The following is an 18,268-nucleotide window of genomic DNA, read 5'->3' on the forward strand; positions in this document are numbered from 1 at the left end:
CCCCGCCCCCACCCCGTCCACCAGCCCGACCCCCACCCCCGCCGTCACCACCCGTCCCGTCACCCTCTACGACGACACCCCGCCGCAGATCACCGCGTTCCTCTCCCCGCCCGCGAACGCCGACGGCTGGAGCACCCAGCCCACCACCGTCCGTTTCACCTGCGCGGACACCCAGTCCCCGATCCTCTGGTGCCCGGCCGACATCCCGGTCATCGCGGACGGCCCCGACCAGTCCTTCACCGGTCTCGCGATCGACGCCGCCGGTAACCCCGCGCTCACCACCATCACCGTCAACCTCGACCGCACCGCCCCCACCGTCACCGCCACCGTCATCGGCTCCCGTACCGCCACCGGCTGGTACACCTCGCCGCCCCTCGTCCGCTTCACCTGCACCGACGCCACCTCCGGCATCACCGTCTGCCCGCCGGACCGCCGCATCACGTCCGAGGGCGCCGCGGTCACGGTCACCGGCGCCGCCACCGACCGCGCGGGCCACCAGGCCGTCACCACCGTCCGCGGACTCAAGATCGACCTGACGGCCCCGCGGACCACGGTGACCGGTCTGGCGCCCTTCGGTCCGTACCCCCGGCTGATCGGCATTGCCCCCGCCTGCGTGACCACGGATGCGGTCTCCGGTGTCGCCCGCCACGCCACGCTCACCATCGGCGTCGCCGCGGGCGGGCGTCGCACCGCCACCTGCTCCGGCGCGGTCGACCGGGCCGGGCGCACCGCCGCCCCGTTCGTCATCACCTACGTCGTGGAACAGCGTCGGCGCCGTTAGAGTGGGCCGGTGACGGACACACGCATCGGGTTCATGTTCGATCGGGACCGTGCGCCGGAGGAGCTGGCCGGCTTCGCCGCGACCGTGGAGGCGCTGGGCGCGGACGATCTGTGGGTGGTCGAGGACCTCGGCTGGACCGGTGCGATCAGCGCGGCCACGGTCGCGCTCGCCGCCACGCGTACCCTCCGGGTCGGCATCGGCATCGCCCCGGTCGCGCTGCGCAACCCGGCCGTGCTCGCGATGGAGCTGGCCACGGTCGCGCGCATCTACCCGGAGCGGCTGGTCGCGGGCCTCGGTCACGGCGTCACGCAGTGGATGCGGCAGGTCGGCGCCGCGCCGGCGTCCCCGCTGGCGCGCCTGGAGGAGTCGATCGTCGCCACCCGCGGCCTGCTGGCCGGCGACACGGTCACGCTGCTCGGCCGCGAGGTCACCATCGACGGCGTGAAGCTGGTCCACCCGCCCGCGGTCGTCCCGCCGATCGTCACGGGCGTGGTCAAGCCCAAGTCGCTGGCGCTGTCCGGTCGCGTCGCGGACGGCACGATCATCGCCGAGGGCAACGGTCCCGCCGAGATCACCGCCGCCCGCGCCCACATCGACCTCGGCCGTGCCGAGGGTGACCGCCCCGCGCACGAGCTGATCGTCTTCGCCTACCTGCACGTCGGCGACGACCCGGCCCTGGCCGCCGCCGAGACCGGCGAGATGGTCTCCGGTCAGGCGTCCTGGCTCGGCGTACCCCCGGAGTCCCTCTTCACGCTCATCGGCCCCGCAGCCGACATCCCCGCCAAGATCAGCGCCCTGCGCGACGCCGGCGCCACCACGGTCATCCTGCGCCCGCTCGGCGCCGACCCCGACGCCCAGGCCCGCGCCGCCCTCGCAGCCCTGGCCTGACGCCCGCTTCCCGGATCACCGGCGAAACCCACAGATCACATTCATCTTCCCGCTTCCGGCGTGGTCCGGCAGCGCTGCTCCCGCGGGCAAACCTCGCGTCGGGCTCCGCTGGCGCTCCGCTCGTCGCGAGGAGCCGGACCCGTCGCTGGTCCCGGAAAACCCGTGTGCGCCAACCACTGTGCGTTCCGGTAGCGAACCGGCCCTCCGCACCGCCTCGACCCGGTCTGGCAACCCGAGTCCGATATTTCCTGATAAGGCGCTGCGCCTGCCCGCCCGCAACGTCGACCGCGGGCATGGTCGCGAGCCAAAGGATCATTGAGTGCCGCGAAGACCAGGTCAACTCGCGCAGTTGACCTGGTCTTCGCGGCACTCAATGATCAGCTCTCGGTGGCTGTCAGCGTTTCCTCACCACGACAGGGGCCAGCGCCGCGGTCAACTGAGCCACGCTGCCATGATGCACCGCAGGTCGTCTGCCATCATGGTGGCCTCCGGGCCTCGAGGGCTTCGACGATGCGGGGGACGGATGTACCGGCTGGCCGCTGTCGTCGCCGAGGCGGGGATGCTGCGGGATCGGGTGGCCGGGACCGGCCACGGAGTCGTCGCGGTGCTTGGCTGCGGGATGGCGATGGCGCCGGTCGGTGAGGCGCTGTTCGAGGAGTTGGCCGGGCCCGCGCGTGGCGGGCCCTTCTCCGCGCGGATGCCGCCGCCGTTCGCGAAGGTGATGGCCGAGTGGTCCGGGCACGGCCCGCTCGCCTTCGTGCAGGCGAGCTTTCACGGCGGCGACGGATACCAGGCCGCCACGGTGTGGCGCGACGGGACGCCGGCCTGGGGGCCGGTCTTCGACGACCGGTTCGACGGTCCGCGGGAACGGTGGCCGATCAACGCCGCGCTGGCGCAGCTCGGCGTGCAGCCGAGCGGCCGCACGTACCCATGGGATCCGGATCTGCCCGTCGACCTGTTCGACGAGGTCGGGCTGGGCCTCGAACGGGACGTGACGGACTGGCTGGCCTACGGTCGCGCCGGCCTGACGCCCGCCCACATCGAGGCGCGGGCGCAGGAGGCGGAACGCCGCGACGCCGAGCGGGCGCTGGCACGGATCCGCCCGGACCTGGACGGGCAGGCGATCATGTCATTGCTGGGCATCCCACCCGGCCCGCTGGTCGGCGCCGCGATGCGGCACCTGCGGCAACTGCACGTCGCGCACGGCCCGCTGCCCCGCGAGGAGGCCGAGGCCGCCCTGCGCGCGTGGGCTCGGGGGCAGGGCATCGACGTCAACCCGGCTGGACCCGCCGGCGGCGCCCCTCCGGCGTGAACGAGAACGATCCCGGGCAGTCGCGGCGAGCAGCAAGGGCGCCGGGTGCACGCCCTGCGGCCCGGTGCCGGCGACGGTAGTCAGGTTCTACCGGCAGCCGGGGGCGATGGCGAAGATGTCGGGGGCGTCGTTGGTGTCGGCGGGGACGAGGTTGGTGGCCCAGGAGCTGAAGGTGAGCAGCGTGCCGTCGCGGGAGAGGTGGCCGACCCAGCTGCTGTCGTCGGGGTCGTGGCCGATGCGGGTGGTGGTGCCGGCGACGCGGTCGCGGACGAAGACGTCGCGGGTGGTGTTGGTGTCGCCGGGCACGATGTTCGCCGACCGGGAGGCGAACGCCACGTACCGGCCGTCGCGGCTGATCGACGGGCTCGTGGCGCCCTGGTCCGGGTCGGTGCCGTCCCAGCCGATGCTGAGGCGGACGGTGGTGCCGAGCTGCCGGTCGCGCAGGAACACGTCCGCGGTGCCGTTCGTGTCACCGGGCGCGAGGTTGGCCGCGTCGGAGTCGAACGCGACGTACCGCCCGTCGTCGCTGACCGTGCCGTCGAAGCTGAGGTCGTCGGCCAGGACACCGGCGCTGGACACGCTGATCAGCTCGATCTCTCCGGCAGGAAGGACGGGGAACGGAAGCACCGCGGACAACGCGATCGCGACGAGAGCCCTCATGGCACTCCACAGTAGAGACATTGACGCGCGGTGATAGTCACATTGCCGACGGTCACACAGAATCCGATCGACGTTGTACGATCCGGCCATGACCTTCAGGGAACGGCAGGTCACGCTCGTCGGTCCGGACGGTGGCGCACCAGGCCGTCTCGCCTGGATACGACGCGGGGACCGCGACTGGGTGGTGTCACTGACCGGCCCGCCCGGCCACACGGAGGTCACCGGCACCGACCTGTTCGCCGCGCTCACCGCACTGCGCGACAGGTTGGAGCCGCACGGCTGGACCGTCGCGGTGCACGGTTTCCGGCCGGGCGCCCGGCCCAGCGGCGACTATCCCACCCGGGTCGAGGTGGGGGAGCAGATCCGCGAGATGCTGGCGGACGCTCAGGCGTGAGCCGTCACGGCCGCGGCGGCGAACGGGATCAGCGGACAATTGACGTTCGTGAAAGCCGCGGGTGGTGTGCCGCCGATGATCAGGTCGCGCGGGATGCCGCCGCCGAGCGTTGGTGAGCACGGCCAGGACCAGGATGCCCACGACGTCGAAACGCTTCTCGATCGCCATCGGGGCGCCGGAGGTGGCGAAGACGGACAGGCCGACAGGTTCGAGCACGGTGATCATGTCCTGCCCTGTCGCCCGATCGAGTGTGACCGGCGTTACCAGTTGGACCGGACCGGAAGATCCTCGAGGTGAGGTGGCTTGTCGAAGTGGTGGCTGAGACTTCAACCCTGACCCCGCCCGTTTCTCCCGGCGAGCGCCTGCCGTTCGGGCGTCGCTTCCGGATTGTCCTCGTGCTCGGCTTCCTGACCGCGCTCGGGCCGCTCACGATCGACATGTACCTTCCGGCGCTCCCGACGATCACCACCGACCTGCAGACGAACGCGGCCGCGGTACAGCTCACGCTCACCGGCACGCTCGCGGGGCTGGCGTTCGGCCAACTGCTGGTCGGGCCGCTCTCCGACGCGATCGGGCGGCGACGGCCGCTGCTCGCCGGCATCGCGGTGCACGTGCTGGCCTCGATCCTGTGCGTGGTCGCGCCGAACCTTGCCGTGCTCGGCACGCTGCGCGTGCTCCAGGGGCTCGGCGCGGCAGCGGCCGCCGTGGTGGCGATGGCGATCGTGCGTGACCTGTTCGACGGGCTGGCCGCGGCGCGGCTCTTCTCCCGCCTGATGCTGGTCGTCGGCGTGGCGCCGATCCTGGCGCCGACCATCGGCGGCGTGGCGCTGAACTGGACGTCGTGGCGCGGCGTGTTCGTGGTGCTCGCCGTGATCGGCGTGGCGATGCTGGGCGCGGCCGCGTTCGTGCTGCCGGAGACGCTGTCCGTGGCGCGGCGGCGCAGCGGCGGGGTGCTGGGGACGGTCCGCGACTACGGGCGGCTGTTCACGGATCGGGTGTACGTGGGGCTGATCCTGGTGACCGGGCTCGCGATGGCGGCGCTGTTCGCGTACGTGAGCGGGTCGTCGTACGTGTTCCAGGACGAGTACGGGATGAGCGAGCAGCAGTTCGCGCTGATCTTCGCGGGCGGCGCCGTGGGGCTGATCGGGGCGACACAGATCAACGTGCGGCTGCTGCGGCGGTGGACGCCGCAGCAGATCATGAGCTTTGCGCTGGTGGCGGGGCTCGGTTTCGGGCTGGTGCTGCTCGTTCTCGCGGCGACGGAGGCCGGCGGGCTGGCGGCGATCCTGGTGCCGCTGTGGCTCGTGCTGACGATGGTGGGGCTGACGATGCCCAACGCGACGGCGCTGGCGTTGTCGCGCCACGGGGAGGCGGCCGGGACCGCGGCTGCGTTGCTCGGGGCGGTGCAGTTCGGGGTGGGGGCGCTGGCGGCGCCGCTGGTCGGCGTGCTGGGGGTCAGTGCGACGGCGATGGCTGTGGTGGTGTTCGGGGGGATGGTCGCGGCGGGTCTGGTGTGCTTCGTGGTGGTGAGGCCGGGGCGGCTGCCGGTGGAGCAGGGGGAGCCGGTGCTGGCGGTCGTGCATTAGGGCTCGGGAGGAAGCCCTCGTCGCGTCCGGGAAGGATGCGGCGAGGGCTTCTGTGCGTGGTGGGCAGGGCCGCCCCGCAGGCCCGCCGGTGCGGCTAGGCGGCGTCGCGGCGGGGGAAGACGACGGCTGCCACGACGGCCGCGGCCAGCGCCCAGACCGCCGCCGTGGTGCCGGCCCCTGCGGGGTCTCCGGGCAGCCAGTCCTTGCGCAGCAAGGGGGTTGCCACGTAGTAGACCAGCAGCAACGGCAGCAGGGACGTGACCGGGTGCCGTACCACCGCGGTCACTGCCCCGGCCAGCAGCGTGGTCGCCATCAGGTAGCCGGTCACCCGCATTCCGGCGCCGCACAGCAGTGCCGCCGATACGGCCGCGGGCAGGGTCATCAGACCGAGCGCCACGGCCTTGGCGGCCAGCAGCGGCAGCCGGCGTGGCAGGGCCAGCAGCGTGGCGCGGATCTGGGCGCCGGCCTCGAACTCCGAGCCGACGGCCAGGACGCCCGCGATCAGGAAGCCGGCCTGGGTGTAGGTCAGCGGCAGCGGACCGTCCGAGCCCACGGCCCAGCGCAGCAGGCCGGTCGCGGTCATGGTCAGCAGGGCCGTCCGGCGCAACGACGGCAGGGTGGCGAGTTTGAGCAGTTCGGCGCGTACGGATCTCATGCGTCGCGCCGGTGGAAGAGGTAGGCGCCGATTGCCAGGAGGAGTGCGATCCAGGCGGTCATGGTGAGGCCGGCGGCGACGGGGGAGATCGGCTGCGCGAAGGCGCCGCCGCGGATGAACATGCGGGCGCCGACGATGTCGGGCAGGTAGTAGGCCAGGTCGGTGACCTTGGTGAGCAGGTAGGAGACGGAGACGAAGGTGCTGTTGATGATCAGGACGGTGAGCGGGACGATGCCGTTGCGGGTGATCAGCGCGATCGCGAACGAGAAGACGGCCAGCAGGACCCAGTAGAGCAGGGCGGAGGCGATCCGGGCCGGCTCCAGGGGCGGGGTGAAGTCGCCGTGCAGGATCTCGTTGAGGGTGAGGACGGCGGTGGCGACCACGACGGCCTGTGCGAGGACGACCAGGACCAGCGCGAGCAGCTTGGCGGTGAGCAGGCGCAGGCGGGACGGCATGGCGGTCAGCGTGGCGTGGAGCTGGGTGATGCCGGGGGAGTGCTCGCCGGTGGGGGTGTATTCGCTGCTGATCGACACGACGCCCAGGACCATCGGGCCGATCAGGCCGATGCCGAGGTCCATCAGGCCCAGGTCGGCGACGTCGCCGTAGGTGCCGTCGACCAGCGCGGCGTGGGTGTAGCGCGCGTTGATCAGCACGATCAGCGGGGCCAGGAGGGTGCCGATGGCCAGGCCGGCCCAGGCGGTCGGCAGGGCGAGCAGTTTGCGCAGCTCGGCGGTCACCATGAGGCACCCGACTCGGCGGTCAGGGCGAAAAAGGCGTCCTCGAGGGTACGGTGACCGTCCGTCACCTCGGCCAGCGAACCCGACGTCACGATCCTGCCCTTGTCGATGACCACCACGTCGTCGACGGTTTCGGCCAGCTCGCCCATCAGGTGGCTGGAGAGCAGCACGGTGCGGCCCTCGGCGGCGCTGTCGCGCAGGAAGCTTCGCATCCAGCGGATGCCGGACGGGTCGAGGCCGTTGATCGGCTCGTCCAGGACCAGAACCTCGGGGTTGCCGAGCAGCGCGGCGGCGAGTCCGAGGCGGCGGCTCATGCCGAGTGAGTAGCGGCCGGCGCGTTTGCGGGCGTCGGCGGTGAGGCCGACCGTTTCGAGGACCTCGTCGGCGCGGGTGGCGGGGATGCCGTTGCTGGCGGCGACCCAGCGCAGGTGGGCGCGGGCGCTGCGGGCCCGGTGCGCGCCGCTGCCGTCGAGCAGCGCGCCGATGCGGGTGAGCGGGCGCGGGAGGTCGCGGTAGCGGGTGCCGCAGACCAGCGCGGTGCCGGCGTCGGGACGGTCGAGGCCGAGCAGGACGCGCAGCGTGGAGGTCTTGCCGGCGCCGTTCGGACCGAGGAAGCCGGTGACCCGGCCGGGTCGCGCTTCGAAGCTCACATCGTCCAAGATGCGGCTTTTGCCCTTGGTTTTACTGAGGCGATCGATGGTGATCATACGGAGAGTCAACCGCCGGGCCGGAGGCCGCACATCGGACCGGGATCGGAATCGCGGGCACGTCTCAGACCTGGGTCCGAGAACTACAGTCGGTGCGGTGAGACCGCGCCGCACCTCCTCCCCCGCGCTGATCGTCGCGGCCGTGACCGCGAGCGTGCTGGTCATGGCCATGTGCACGGTGGGTGTGGAAGGGCCGGCCGTGTTCGTCGTCCCGCCGCTGATCGTCGGCGGGGCGGTGGGCGCGGCGTTCTGGAGCGTGCGGCGGGCGCGGGCGGACCGGGCCGCGTACGAGGCGCGGCTGACCGCGTGGGCCGCGACCGAGGCGGTGCTGGCCGAGCGGCTGCACATCGCGCGCGACCTGCACGACATCGTCTCGCACGGGCTGGGGCTGATCACGGTGCGCGCGGCCGCGACCCGGCACCTGCCGAAGTCCGGTGAGGTGGAGGCGGCGCTGACGGACATCGAGGAGACCAGCCGGCAGGCGACCGCGGAGCTGCGCCGGATGCTGACCGTGCTGCGCTCGCCGGCCACGCACACGCCGGTGGACAGCCTGGACGACCTGCCGGCGATCGTGGAGAACGCGGCGCGTGCGGGGCTGCGGGCCACGCTGACCGTCGACGAGCTGGGCACGGTGTCGCCCGGCGTGCAGGTGGCGGTGGCCCGGACGGTCCGGGAGGCGCTGAGCAACGCGGCGCGGCATGCGGGGCCGACCGACGTGCGCGTGCACGTCTACCGGGACGGGCCGCACGTGGTGACCACGGTCGCGGACGCCGGACCCGCGCCGGGCTGGCGGGCCACGCCAGGGGCCGGGCACGGACTGGCCGGGCTGCGCGAACGCGTCACCAGCCTGGACGGAGTGCTGGCCGCGGGCCGGGTCGAGGCCGGGTTCCGGGTGTCGGCCCGCATTCCGGACGCGGGCATTCCAGATGCAGGCATTCCGGACACGCGCATTCCGGACGTGGCATGACCAGGGTGCTGCTGGTCGACGACCAGCCGCTGCTCCGGCGCAGCCTCGCCATGATCATCGACAAGGAGCCGCTGCTGGACGTGGTCGGCGAGGCCGCGGACGGCGCGCAGGCCGTCGCGCGCGCCCGCGCCACCCGGCCGGACGTGGTGCTGATGGACGTGCGCATGCCGCACCTGGACGGGCTCGAGGCCACGCGCCGCATCTGCGCGGATCCGGCGCTGACGGCCACGCGCGTGCTGGTGCTGAGCATGTTCGAGCTGGACGAATATGTGTACGAGGCGCTGCACGCGGGCGCGTCCGGGTTCCTGCTCAAGGACGCCCGGCCGGCCGATCTGATCGACGCGATTCACCGTACCCACGCGGGCGAATCGCTGTTCGCGCCGGCGATCCTGACGCGCCTGGTCGCGCACTACGTCGGCGCGCCCAGGCCGGGACGGCCGGTTCCGGCGCTGCGGGCGCTGACCGCGCGCGAGATCGACGTCCTGACGCTGATCGGCGGCGGGCTGTCCAACGACGAGATCGCCACCGCGCTGGTCATCTCCGTCAAGACCGTCAAGACGCACATCACGCACCTGCTGGCGAAGCTGGCCGCGCGCGACCGGGCGCAGCTGGTGATCACCGCGTTCAACGCCGGACTGGTCCGGCCCGCGCCCTGAGCGGACGGGCGGTGGCGGCCCGCTGATTCAATGGGGCGCGGAGGCGGTGCCCGATGGCGATCGAGCTGGAACCCGGACAGACGATGGCGCTGCGCGGAATCCGGGGGAACCCCGCCCGGATCCGGATGGGCCTGGCCTGGACCTCGGCGAGGCCGCCGAACGCCCGCTGGTGGCAGCGGGTCCTCCGCTGGCCTCTGGTCGATCTCGACGCGTCCGCGCTGCTGTTCGACGCGTCCGGCGAACTGGTCGACACCGTCTGGTTCGGCCGGCTGGTCAGCAAGGACGGTGCGGTACGGCACAGCGGCGACAACCTCACCGGCCGGGGCGAGGGAGACCTCGAGTCCATCCGGGTCGACCTGGCCGCGCTGCCCGCCGGCGTGGTCACCATCGTGTTCACCGTCAACTCGTTCACCGGCCAGGCCTTCACCCGGATCGACCGGGCCTCCTGCCGGCTCGTCGACGAGACGACGGGCGAGGAGGAGCTCGGCTCGTTCGACCTGTCCGTCTCCGGCCCGCACACCGCCCAGATCATGGCGAAGCTGACCCGGGCCGACAACTCCTGGACCATGACCGCGATCGGCGCGGCGGCCGGCGGCCGGACGTACGACGCCCTGCTTCCCGCGGTCAGAGCCGAGCTCGGCCGCGCTGACGGGTGATTGCGTGCGTGTCGTACCGTGCGCGCGTGACTGCACAGCCTCTGCCGCACAAGCGCCGCTCCGGACTGCACCCGGCGATCATCGTTGTCCTGGTGGTCGCCGCCGTGTGCGCGGCCGGCACCCTCTTCTTCTTCGTGCGGCTCTTCACCAACCTCAAGGCCGTCGTCGACGAGGAGAAGGCGGTCAACGACGCCACGGCCGCGTACATCGAGGACCGCCGCGACGGGCTCGGCGAGGCCGGTTACGCGGCGCTCTGTGACGAGGCCAAGGAGGAGTACGCTGCCGGGACGCTCGCCGTCGCGCCCGCCGGGGACGAGGCGATCACCGGCTATCAGTTCACGCTGGACACCCACGTGCAGCACGAGCGGGGCACGGCGGACGTGCGGGTCGACATCACGCGCGCGGACGGCTCCACCACCGAGGAGATGTTCTTCCTGGAGCAGGACGGCGACACCTGGCGTCTGTGCGGCCTGCCGTTCTGAACCACGCTGGGGTGTGCGTGAGCACGGCGGAACCGGTGCCCGCGGGAGCATGCGGACCGCCACCACGCCGGAAGCGGGAATATCTGCTTGTGAAGGGTTTGTGAAATGCGGGGCGTCACCCACCGGATGTGGGTGACGCCCCGCTGTCGCACTCAGATGGTCTGGTAGGCCCGGATCACGGTCTGGGTGAGCGTGTTGCCGGAGGTGTCCTTCGCGGTGATGCGCAGCGAGACCGGGGTGCGGCTCGGGGCGACCAGCGCGACGCCGCCGATGACGACGGTCTGGTGCCAGGTCTTGCCGTCGTCCGTGGAGACCTCGGCCTTCAGCGCGGACAGTCGCGTGTCGGCGTCGACGTGCACGCCGAACAGGCCGGGCGTGTAGTCGACGCCGATCAGCGGCAGGCCGGCGGTGCCGGACGCGGAGGTGAACGTCCACTCGGTGTCCGTGCGCGTGCCGAACTGCCAGTCCTCGTCGTTGCTGCGATCGGTGGTGACCTTCAGCCTGTAGGCCGACCGGCCCGGCGTGGTGGTGACGTCCGCGGCCGCGTAGGGCAGCTCCGCGATCGTGACGCCGTCACGCCAGAGCGTGGTGGCGGACTGTGCGGCGTAGCTGCTGGTGTAGTGGCCGTCGCCGTCGACGAACTCGGCCACGCGCAGGCGCAGTACGTCGCCGTCCCGGGTCGAGCCGATGTCGGCGGGGCGGACCACCGGCGCGGCCCAGGTCTCCGCGTCCGTGCCGGCCCGGTAGGTGCGGACCGGCTCGTGCAGGCCGCTCTGGAGCGGGCCGAAGCTGTTCCACGGGTAGGCGTGGTTGACGACGTGCTGCCACTGCGAGTCGCCGGCGGAGACCCACTCCTCGCGGACGGACGGCGTGCGGGCGATGCGGGCGGTGTCGTTCCAGGCGAACTCCTGCCAGGGCCGCCAGCCGAACCGCTGCTCCTTGATCCAGTCCAGGCCGCCGTTGTGCGCGTACCGCGTGGTGATCCGCATGCTGTTCGCGGCCGTCACGGTGTGCACGATCCGGTCCGGGATGCGGTTCGGGGAGACCTGGATGACGTCGTAGAGGTACGGGCTGGAGGTGGTCAGCGTGAGGTCGAGCGGGCCCTGCTTGCGCAGCAGTCGCTCACCGTCCTCGTGCGAGACCTGGATCGTGACCAGCGGCAGCTTCTCGGTGATGGACGGGTCCCAGCCGGTCCACGGGTTGTCGCCCTCGGGCTGGATGAGCACGACCGCGGCCGCGCCCGCCTTGACGAAGCGGGTCAGGTCGTCGGTGTAGTCGTTCTCGACCAGCACGGCCTTGCCGCGCAGGTCCTTGGCGCCCCACGCGGCGGTCTGGTAGCGGCGGGTGCCGTCGTAGACCGGCGAGCGGTTGACCAGGTACGCCCCGACCGTGCCCTGCGAGAACGCGGCCTGCACGCGCGGTGCGACCAGCTGCCAGCGGGAGGAGAACTCGAACGTGCCGGTCTTCACGGCCGGCGTCGGCGAGACGTAGATGTCCTTGGTGAGGCTGAAGCGCATCACGCCGTGCGAGATGGACCGGCCGCTGCCGGTGACCCGGTGGATGTAGTAGCTGATGATCGACGTGGGCTCGGCCGGGCGCGGCGTCTCGATCCTGATGGGCGTGCCCTTGCGCGCGTCCAGCAGCACCGTCATGTCGCCGGTGACCTTCAGCTCCGGGATCGTGACGAAGTTGTCCGAGACCTGGTCCTGCTCCAGCGTGGCGTCCAGCAGGTAGGTGCCCTCCTGCAGTGCGATCGTGGTGCCGCTGCCCGGCCCGGAGACCAGGTGGTCGAAGCGGCCGTCGTCGCCGCGCACGTTGAGCACCGGCATGAACGCGGGCTGTCCGTCGCGGTCGACCGCCTTGATGGTGACCTGGTGGACCGGTCCGTCGACGACCGCGCCGACCGCGGTGGTGACCAGCACGCCACCGGGCGCGGTCGCGGTGAGCCAGCCGGTGAGCCGGCCCGTCTCCCGCCCGGCGAACGTGATGCCGACCGAGACCGCGGCGGTCCCGCCGGCCGGCACCGTCACGGAGGCGGGCCCGGTGAGGAACGACGGCTTGCCGAGCGTCAGCGTCACCGCGGCCGTGCCCGCGTTGTGGTAGGTCACGGTCCGGGACGCGGCCGGGCTGCTGACCGTGTTGCGCGCGAAGTCCGCGACCGGGCTGCCGGTCACCAGCTGCGTGGTGGCGCGGGCCAGGTCGACGCGTCCGGCGCCCTGCGCGTAGACGGACTCGCCGGCGATGGTCTTCGCGGTGCTGACCAGCGATTCCTTGATGCGCTGGCCGGACCAGTCCGGGTGCTGCTGGGCCACGATCGCGGCCGCGCCGGCCACGTGCGGCGTCGCCATGGAGGTGCCGGACGCGGCGGTGTAGTTGTCGTCGACCGGCGAGTCCATCGCGGTGCCGGCGGCGCGGGCGGCCACGATGGCCACGCCCGGCGCGGTGATCTCCGGCTTCAGGCCGAGGTCGCCGAGGCGCGGGCCCTTGCTGGAGAAGACAGCAGTCCTGTCGTCGCGGCCGACCGCGCCGACCGTGAGCGCGGACGCGGCCGAGCCGGGCGTGCCCACGGTGGAGTCGCCCTGCTCGCCGTCGTTGCCGGCCGCGATCACGAAGAGCGTGCCGCTGGCCTCGCTGATCTCGTTGACGGCCAGGCTCATCGGGTCGAGGCCGTCGGTCGGGCCGCCGCCCAGGCTCATGTTCACGACCTTGGCGCCGCTGTCCGCGGCCCACTGCATGGCGTTGATGATGTCCGACTCCTGGCCGTAGCCGTCGTCGCCGAGCACCTTACCGATGATCAGGTTCGCGCCGGACGCCACGCCCTTGCGCGTGCCGCCGGACGCGGCGCCGGAACCGGCGACCGTGGACGCCACGTGCGTGCCGTGCCCGTGCCGGTCGACCACGTCCGGGCTGCTGCTGAAGTTGCGCGCGTCGGCGATCTTGCCGGCCAGGTCGGGGTGGGTGGCGTCGATGCCGGTGTCCAGGATCGCGACCGTGACGCCGCGGCCGTCCAGGCCCTTGGCCCACGCGGCCGGCGCGCCGATCTGCGCGGTGCTGCGGTCCAGCGAGGCCTCGACGCGTCCGTCCAGGTAGATGGTGGTCGCGGACGCGGTGCGGGCGGCGCCGGTCTGCTGCTTCCAGAAGTCGGCGATCGCGGTCTTCGCGGGCGCGATCGCGGTGGCGCCGATGCCGGCCACCCGGGCTCCGGTTACCGTGCCGCCGCGGACGATCAACGGCAGCGTGTCCGTCTCGGCGTCGCCGTAGCCCTGGTCGAGCAGGTGTTCCACGTCGAACAGTTCCGCGTCGACGCGCCCGGCCTGGATCAGCGGGACCGCGTCCTCCGGGATGACCTGGAGGCCGGCCTCGCTCTCGTACGTGTGGAACCCGACGCCCTCCCGGCCGGGGGCGGGCGTGACCGTGGCCGCGAACTTCCCGTCAGCGGCCTCGGCCAGGCTGACCGTGTCGCCGGTGATCAGCGTGAGTGCGCGGGCGGTGTTCCCCGCGGGTACGACGGTGGCGGCCGGGGGTGTGCCGGCAGCGGCCGCGGGTGCGGCCACTATGGGTATCGACGTGGTCCCGATGAGGACCGCGCCGAGCAGACGACCGAGCATGGTGGCTCCTTCACGCGTGTATCGCTGCACGCATGATCGTCGCCCTATGTTTACCGGCGTGTTTCCTCGTCCTGCGTCAAAGTTGACATGGCGCAGGATGGACACACGCCCGTCAGTACGCCGTGAGCGCCAGAATCAGCGAGGTGAGCGCGCCGGCCAGCAGCGACGTGCCCGCGCCGACGCCGGTGACCAGGCTGACCGGCAGCTCGCGGGCCCGTGCGACCGGCACCGCGAGCAGCGACACCGCCGTGACCAGCACGCCGATCACGTGGATCAGCGGGTAGTCGAGCGTGGACGCGATCGAGAACAGGTGCACGCCGACCACGAACGCGACCCAGACCGGGATCCACTCCACCCGCTTGAGCGCGCCGAGCAGCCCGGCGCCCAGCCCGGCCACGGTGAACTCGATGCCGACGATGATGCCGTACGTCCTGCTGGTGTCCGCGTCCGCGAACGCGGTGCTGTCCGACCAGTGCGGAATCGCGATCGCCAGCCCGCCGAGCAGCACCAGCACGCCGGCGGCCACACCACCCAGCAGGACTTTGCGGGTACGCGTCTCCTGCGCCCAGCCGAACCAGACCGTCGTGAAGAAGCCGAAGATCACCGCGGTCATCGCGGCGTCGCGTATGTGTTCTGTGAGCATTTGTGTTCTCCCCGTGAGTGTTGTGGCGGAGAGTATCAGGCATGGTCTCCGGATCTTGGGGGCAATATTGCGGGTATGAGCATGTCGGAGAGCCTGACCGAGATCCTTGACGGACGCTGGGCGCACCTGCGCCGCAACGCGCGCGAGAAGCTGGGGAGCGAGTTCGTCACCGTCCCCGGCGAGACCGGCGAACAGGCCCGCGCGCGGATCAGCCGGCTGGTCCGGGAGATCCCGCCCGAGGTCGGCGTCGCGGCCGGGTTCCCGTCCGAGTTCGGCGGCGCGGACGACCCGGGCGGCTCGATGGTCGCCACCGAGACGCTCGCGCAGGTCGACCTGTCGCTGATGGTCAAGGCCGGTGTGCAGTGGGGACTGTTCGGCGGCGCGGTCTTCTCGCTCGGCACCCGCCGGCACCACGAGGCGTGGATCCCCGGCATCATCTCCGGCGAGGTCATGGGCTGCTTCGCGATGACCGAGACCGGGCACGGCTCGGACGTGCAGCGGCTGCGGACGACCGCGGTCTACGACCCGGAGACGGAGACGTTCGACCTGCACACGCCGTACGAGGCGGCGCGCAAGGACTACATCGGCAACGCGGCGCGGGACGGGCGGATGGCGGTCGTCTTCGCGCAGCTGGTCATCGGCGAGCGGCGGCACGGCGTGCACGCGTTCCTGGTCCCGATCCGGGACGACACCGGTGCCGTGGTGCCGGGTGTCACGATCGGTGACGCGGGTGCGAAGGCCGGACTGCTGGGCGTGGACAACGGGCGGATCTCGTTCGACCACGTGAGCGTGCCCCGGGACATGCTGCTCGACCGGTACGGGCAGGTGGCGGCCGACGGCTCCTACACGAGCTCGATCGAGAACGACACGCGGCGCTTCTTCACCATGCTCGGCACGCTGGTGCGCGGGCGGGTCAGCGTGGGCGGCTCCGCCTCCGCGGCGGCGAAGAGCGCGCTGACGATCGCGGTCCGGTACGGCGAGGTCCGGCGGCAGTTCACGGCGCCGGACTCGGGCGAGGAGGTCGTGCTCAACGACTATCTCGCGCACCGGCGGAAGCTGCTGACCGCGGTGGCGCGCTCCTACGCGTACACCTTTGCGCAGGAGCAGTTGGTCTGTGATCTCTCGGACGCGCTGTCGGCCGGTGACGAGCACCGCGAGCTGGAATCGCGCGCGGCCGGGTTGAAAGCGGCGCAGACCCGCAACGCCACGCGCACGATCCAGCTGTGCCGGGAGGCGTGCGGCGGCGCCGGCTATCTGGCGGAGAACCGGCTGCCCGGCCTGAAGGCGGACACGGACGTGTTCACCACGTTCGAGGGCGACAACACGGTGCTGCTGCAGCTGGTCGGGAAGGGGCTGCTCACCGGTTACCGGGACGCGTTCGGGTCGCTGGACGGGTGGGGCAAGGCCACGTTCGCGGCGGAGCAGGTGCGCGAGATGGTGCTGGAGCGCACGGCCGCGCGCACGCTCATCCAGCGGCTGGTCGACGCGGTGCCGGGGCGCGGCGACACCGTCGGGCTGACCGAGCGCGGCTGGCACCTGTCCATGTTCGAGGAGCGGGAGAAGCACCTGCTGGAGGGCGCGGTGCGGCGGCTGCGCAAGGGCGCGGAGACGAAGCGGGACCGGCCGTTCGACATCTTCAACGACGTGCAGGACCACGTGCTCGCGGCCGCGGAGGCGCACGTGGACCGGGTGGTGCTGGAGGCGTTCGTGGCGGGGATCGCCGCCGCTCCGGACGACGAGGCAAGAGCGCTGCTGGAGAAGGTCTGCGACCTCTACGCGCTCAGCACGATCGAGGCGGACAAGGGCTGGTTCCTGGAGCACGAGCGGCTCACGCCGGCGCGGGCCAAGGCGGTCACCGCGGCCGTGAACGACCTGCTGGTGGAGCTGCGGCCGCGGATGACCACGCTGGTCGACGCGTTCGCGATCCCGGACGCGTGGCTCGACGCGGCGATCCTGCGCGAAGAGTCAGATAGGCAGATTTCCATGCAATGATGCGCTGATGAGACGTCCCCTCCTCGCGCTCGCGGTCTCCGCCGTGCTGCTGGCACCGGCCGCTCCCGCGCACGCCGCCGTCGTCGTCTTCAGTGACACCTTCGACCCGATCCCCGGCTGGAACCGGCAGGGCGTGATCATCGCCCAGTCGCTGCCCTGGGAGAGCTCGCTCATGCAGGACCCGGCGATCATCCGGGACCAGGGCGGATTCAAGATGTGGTACGGCTCGCTGACCAACATCGGCTACGCCACCAGCACCGACGGCGTCTCCTGGACCAAGCGCGCCGACCCCGTGGTCAGCCGCACGCTGCCGACCGAGGGCGGCGCGCTCAACCAGCCCAGCGTCGTCTACCGCGACGGCCGCTGGCACATGACCTACTTCGGTCTCGGTGACGACGGCGTCGGCCGGGTGCACTACGCGGAGGCGACGGATCCGGCCGGCCCGTGGACGAAGTTCGGCCCGGTCGTGGTCCCGACCGCGGCCTGGGAGGACGACTACATCTACAACTCGTCGCTGATGGTCGACAACGGCGTCTGGAAGATGTGGTACACCGCCGGGAAGATCGCCTCGGCCGGCGGCGAGCCCGAGTTCATCTGCTACGCCACCGCCACGTCGCCGCGCGGCCCGTGGACCAAGTCCGCGTCGAACCCGCTGCTCGGGCCCATGAACGACGGCGGCTGGGCCGGCCTCGGCATCGGCGGGCCGAACGTGCGGCGCCTCGCCGACGGCCGTTACGAGATGGTCGTCGTCGGCTGGCAGGCCGACTACCCGTCGCGCGGCGGCCGGATCTACTCCACCGACGGCGTGCGCTGGACGCTCGACCGGTCCGCGATGACGCTCGACCTGGGCGTGGCCGGCGGCGTCGAGGACGGCATGATCTACCGGCAGTACGTGGTGAGCGTGGGCGGCACCGACTGGGTCTACTACAACGTCAAGAACAACCGTCCGGGCTGGAACGAGACGATCCAGCTGGCCCGCTGGGAGTCCGGGCAGCAGATCATCGACCCGTCGAAATGGGCCATGCTGCAGGGCTGGGAGATCCCCAACGGCGCATCCTTCGAGGTACGCAACGGGCGCGCGAACTCCCTCGGCAACGCGCCGGCCGGACGGGTGCAGACGCTGCAGGGCAACCGGATCATCAACGCGTCCGACTACGCGTTCTCCGCGGACGTCACCCCGATGGCCTCCGCGCCGAACGACCGCGACAACGTGCTGTTCGCCCGTTACACCGACCGCGACGACTACTACTACGCGGGCATCGCATCCTGGGGCAACAAGTACGCGATCGGGAAGATGGCCGGCGGCGTGAACACGAAGCTGACCGGCGTGGGTGCTTCCTCGGAGATCGCGGCGGGGACGACGTACCGGCTGAGGATCGTCGTCACCGGGGACCTGATCTCGCTGTACGACAACGGCGTGCTGGTCGCGTCCGCCCGGGACTCGTCGCTGCGGCCCGCGTCCAGCTACGTCGGCTTGCAGACCACGGCATCGACCGGGCACGCCGCCTTCGACAACGCCACGGTGGCGGTCGGATGAGCGGCGT

The 18,268-nt window shown here is 71.9% G+C and carries 15 protein-coding genes and 3 pseudogenes; 11 read left to right on the top strand and 7 right to left on the bottom strand.

Annotated features, from left to right (window positions below):
• From OP04_RS55125 to OP04_RS56220, 3 genes and pseudogenes are all read left to right on the top strand, one after another.
• A pseudogene (locus tag OP04_RS55125) lies at window positions 1–781 on the top strand (hypothetical protein); the annotation flags it as partial.
• Window positions 782–790: 9 nt separating this feature from the next.
• A complete protein-coding gene (locus OP04_RS44670; protein ID WP_033346136.1) occupies window positions 791–1,669 on the top strand; it encodes an LLM class flavin-dependent oxidoreductase in 879 nt (292 codons plus the stop codon).
• A 1,066-nt stretch (window positions 1,670–2,735) separates the two neighbouring features.
• Window positions 2,736–2,981: pseudogene (locus OP04_RS56220) on the top strand (hypothetical protein); the annotation flags it as partial.
• 87 nt (window positions 2,982–3,068) lie between these two features.
• On the opposite strand, the gene OP04_RS44680 reads toward OP04_RS56220, so the two are convergent.
• On the bottom strand, window positions 3,069–3,641 hold the full coding sequence (locus OP04_RS44680) for a TolB family protein (RefSeq protein WP_051800021.1): 573 nt from the start codon (window positions 3,639–3,641) through the stop codon (window positions 3,069–3,071).
• Between the two features lie 88 nt (window positions 3,642–3,729).
• On the opposite strand from OP04_RS44680, the gene OP04_RS44685 reads away from it, so the two are divergent.
• The gene (locus tag OP04_RS44685) at window positions 3,730–4,035 is read left to right on the top strand and encodes a hypothetical protein (RefSeq protein ID WP_033346137.1); all 306 of its coding nucleotides are present in this window, start codon (window positions 3,730–3,732) and stop codon (window positions 4,033–4,035) included.
• 123 nt (window positions 4,036–4,158) lie between these two features.
• Here OP04_RS44685 and OP04_RS56925 read toward each other — a convergent pair.
• Window positions 4,159–4,260, bottom strand: a pseudogene (locus OP04_RS56925) (TRIC cation channel family protein); the annotation flags it as partial.
• Window positions 4,261–4,349: 89 nt separating this feature from the next.
• On the opposite strand from OP04_RS56925, the gene OP04_RS44690 reads away from it, so the two are divergent.
• Entirely contained in the window at window positions 4,350–5,621 is a 1,272-nt protein-coding gene (locus tag OP04_RS44690) for a multidrug effflux MFS transporter (RefSeq protein WP_085067281.1), read from the top strand.
• A gap of 94 nt (window positions 5,622–5,715) precedes the next feature.
• Here the strand turns inward: OP04_RS44690 and OP04_RS44695 are convergent, their stop codons facing one another.
• Genes OP04_RS44695 through OP04_RS44705 form a run of 3 tightly spaced genes read right to left on the bottom strand, consistent with a single transcriptional unit; the run spans window position 5,716 to window position 7,663 of the window.
• Window positions 5,716–6,276, bottom strand: coding sequence for a hypothetical protein (locus OP04_RS44695; RefSeq protein WP_033346138.1), 561 nt, complete (start codon window positions 6,274–6,276; stop codon window positions 5,716–5,718).
• On the bottom strand, window positions 6,273–7,016 hold the full coding sequence (locus tag OP04_RS44700; RefSeq protein WP_033346139.1) for a hypothetical protein: 744 nt from the start codon (window positions 7,014–7,016) through the stop codon (window positions 6,273–6,275). The genes OP04_RS44695 and OP04_RS44700 overlap by 4 nt, the downstream gene beginning before the upstream one ends.
• A complete protein-coding gene (locus tag OP04_RS44705) occupies window positions 7,010–7,663 on the bottom strand; it encodes an ABC transporter ATP-binding protein (protein WP_232323984.1) in 654 nt (217 codons plus the stop codon). The genes OP04_RS44700 and OP04_RS44705 overlap by 7 nt, the downstream gene beginning before the upstream one ends.
• Before the next feature lie 154 nt (window positions 7,664–7,817).
• On the opposite strand from OP04_RS44705, the gene OP04_RS44710 reads away from it, so the two are divergent.
• From OP04_RS44710 to OP04_RS44725, 4 genes are read left to right on the top strand one after another with little or no spacing between them, the layout of a single operon-like run.
• Window positions 7,818–8,687, top strand: a complete 870-nt coding sequence (locus OP04_RS44710; RefSeq protein ID WP_051800022.1) for a sensor histidine kinase — start codon at window positions 7,818–7,820, stop codon at window positions 8,685–8,687.
• Window positions 8,684–9,343, top strand: a complete 660-nt coding sequence (locus tag OP04_RS44715; RefSeq protein ID WP_033346141.1) for a response regulator — start codon at window positions 8,684–8,686, stop codon at window positions 9,341–9,343. Before OP04_RS44710 ends, OP04_RS44715 begins: the two co-directional genes overlap by 4 nt.
• 53 nt (window positions 9,344–9,396) lie before the next feature.
• Window positions 9,397–9,999 carry a TerD family protein gene (locus OP04_RS44720; RefSeq protein ID WP_033346142.1) on the top strand — a complete coding sequence of 201 codons (603 nt, stop codon included), beginning with the start codon at window positions 9,397–9,399 and terminating at the stop codon, window positions 9,997–9,999.
• A gap of 26 nt (window positions 10,000–10,025) precedes the next feature.
• Window positions 10,026–10,481 (top strand): Rv0361 family membrane protein, encoded by a 456-nt coding sequence (locus OP04_RS44725; RefSeq protein ID WP_157241185.1) that lies wholly within the window; start codon window positions 10,026–10,028, stop codon window positions 10,479–10,481.
• A 152-nt stretch (window positions 10,482–10,633) separates the two neighbouring features.
• Here the strand turns inward: OP04_RS44725 and OP04_RS44730 are convergent, their stop codons facing one another.
• Together OP04_RS44730 and OP04_RS44735 are read right to left on the bottom strand one after the other, a co-directional pair.
• Window positions 10,634–14,089 carry a S8 family peptidase gene (locus OP04_RS44730; RefSeq protein WP_033346144.1) on the bottom strand — a complete coding sequence of 1,152 codons (3,456 nt, stop codon included), beginning with the start codon at window positions 14,087–14,089 and terminating at the stop codon, window positions 10,634–10,636.
• Window positions 14,090–14,201: 112 nt separating this feature from the next.
• Complete coding sequence (locus tag OP04_RS44735; protein ID WP_033346145.1) at window positions 14,202–14,732, bottom strand: hypothetical protein; 531 nt, start codon at window positions 14,730–14,732, stop codon at window positions 14,202–14,204.
• 75 nt (window positions 14,733–14,807) lie between these two features.
• Here OP04_RS44735 and OP04_RS44740 point away from each other — a divergent pair, with 75 nt between their 5' ends.
• Together OP04_RS44740 and OP04_RS44745 are read left to right on the top strand one after the other, a co-directional pair.
• Window positions 14,808–16,724 (top strand): acyl-CoA dehydrogenase family protein, encoded by a 1,917-nt coding sequence (locus OP04_RS44740; protein ID WP_033346146.1) that lies wholly within the window; start codon window positions 14,808–14,810, stop codon window positions 16,722–16,724.
• A 7-nt stretch (window positions 16,725–16,731) separates the two neighbouring features.
• On the top strand, window positions 16,732–18,261 hold the full coding sequence (locus OP04_RS44745; protein WP_033346147.1) for a family 43 glycosylhydrolase: 1,530 nt from the start codon (window positions 16,732–16,734) through the stop codon (window positions 18,259–18,261).
• Window positions 18,262–18,268 lie beyond the last annotated feature (7 nt).

Origin of the sequence: Catenuloplanes japonicus, assembly GCF_000717135.1 — a bacterium.
Classification (GTDB): Bacteria; Actinomycetota; Actinomycetes; order Mycobacteriales; family Micromonosporaceae; genus Catenuloplanes; species Catenuloplanes japonicus.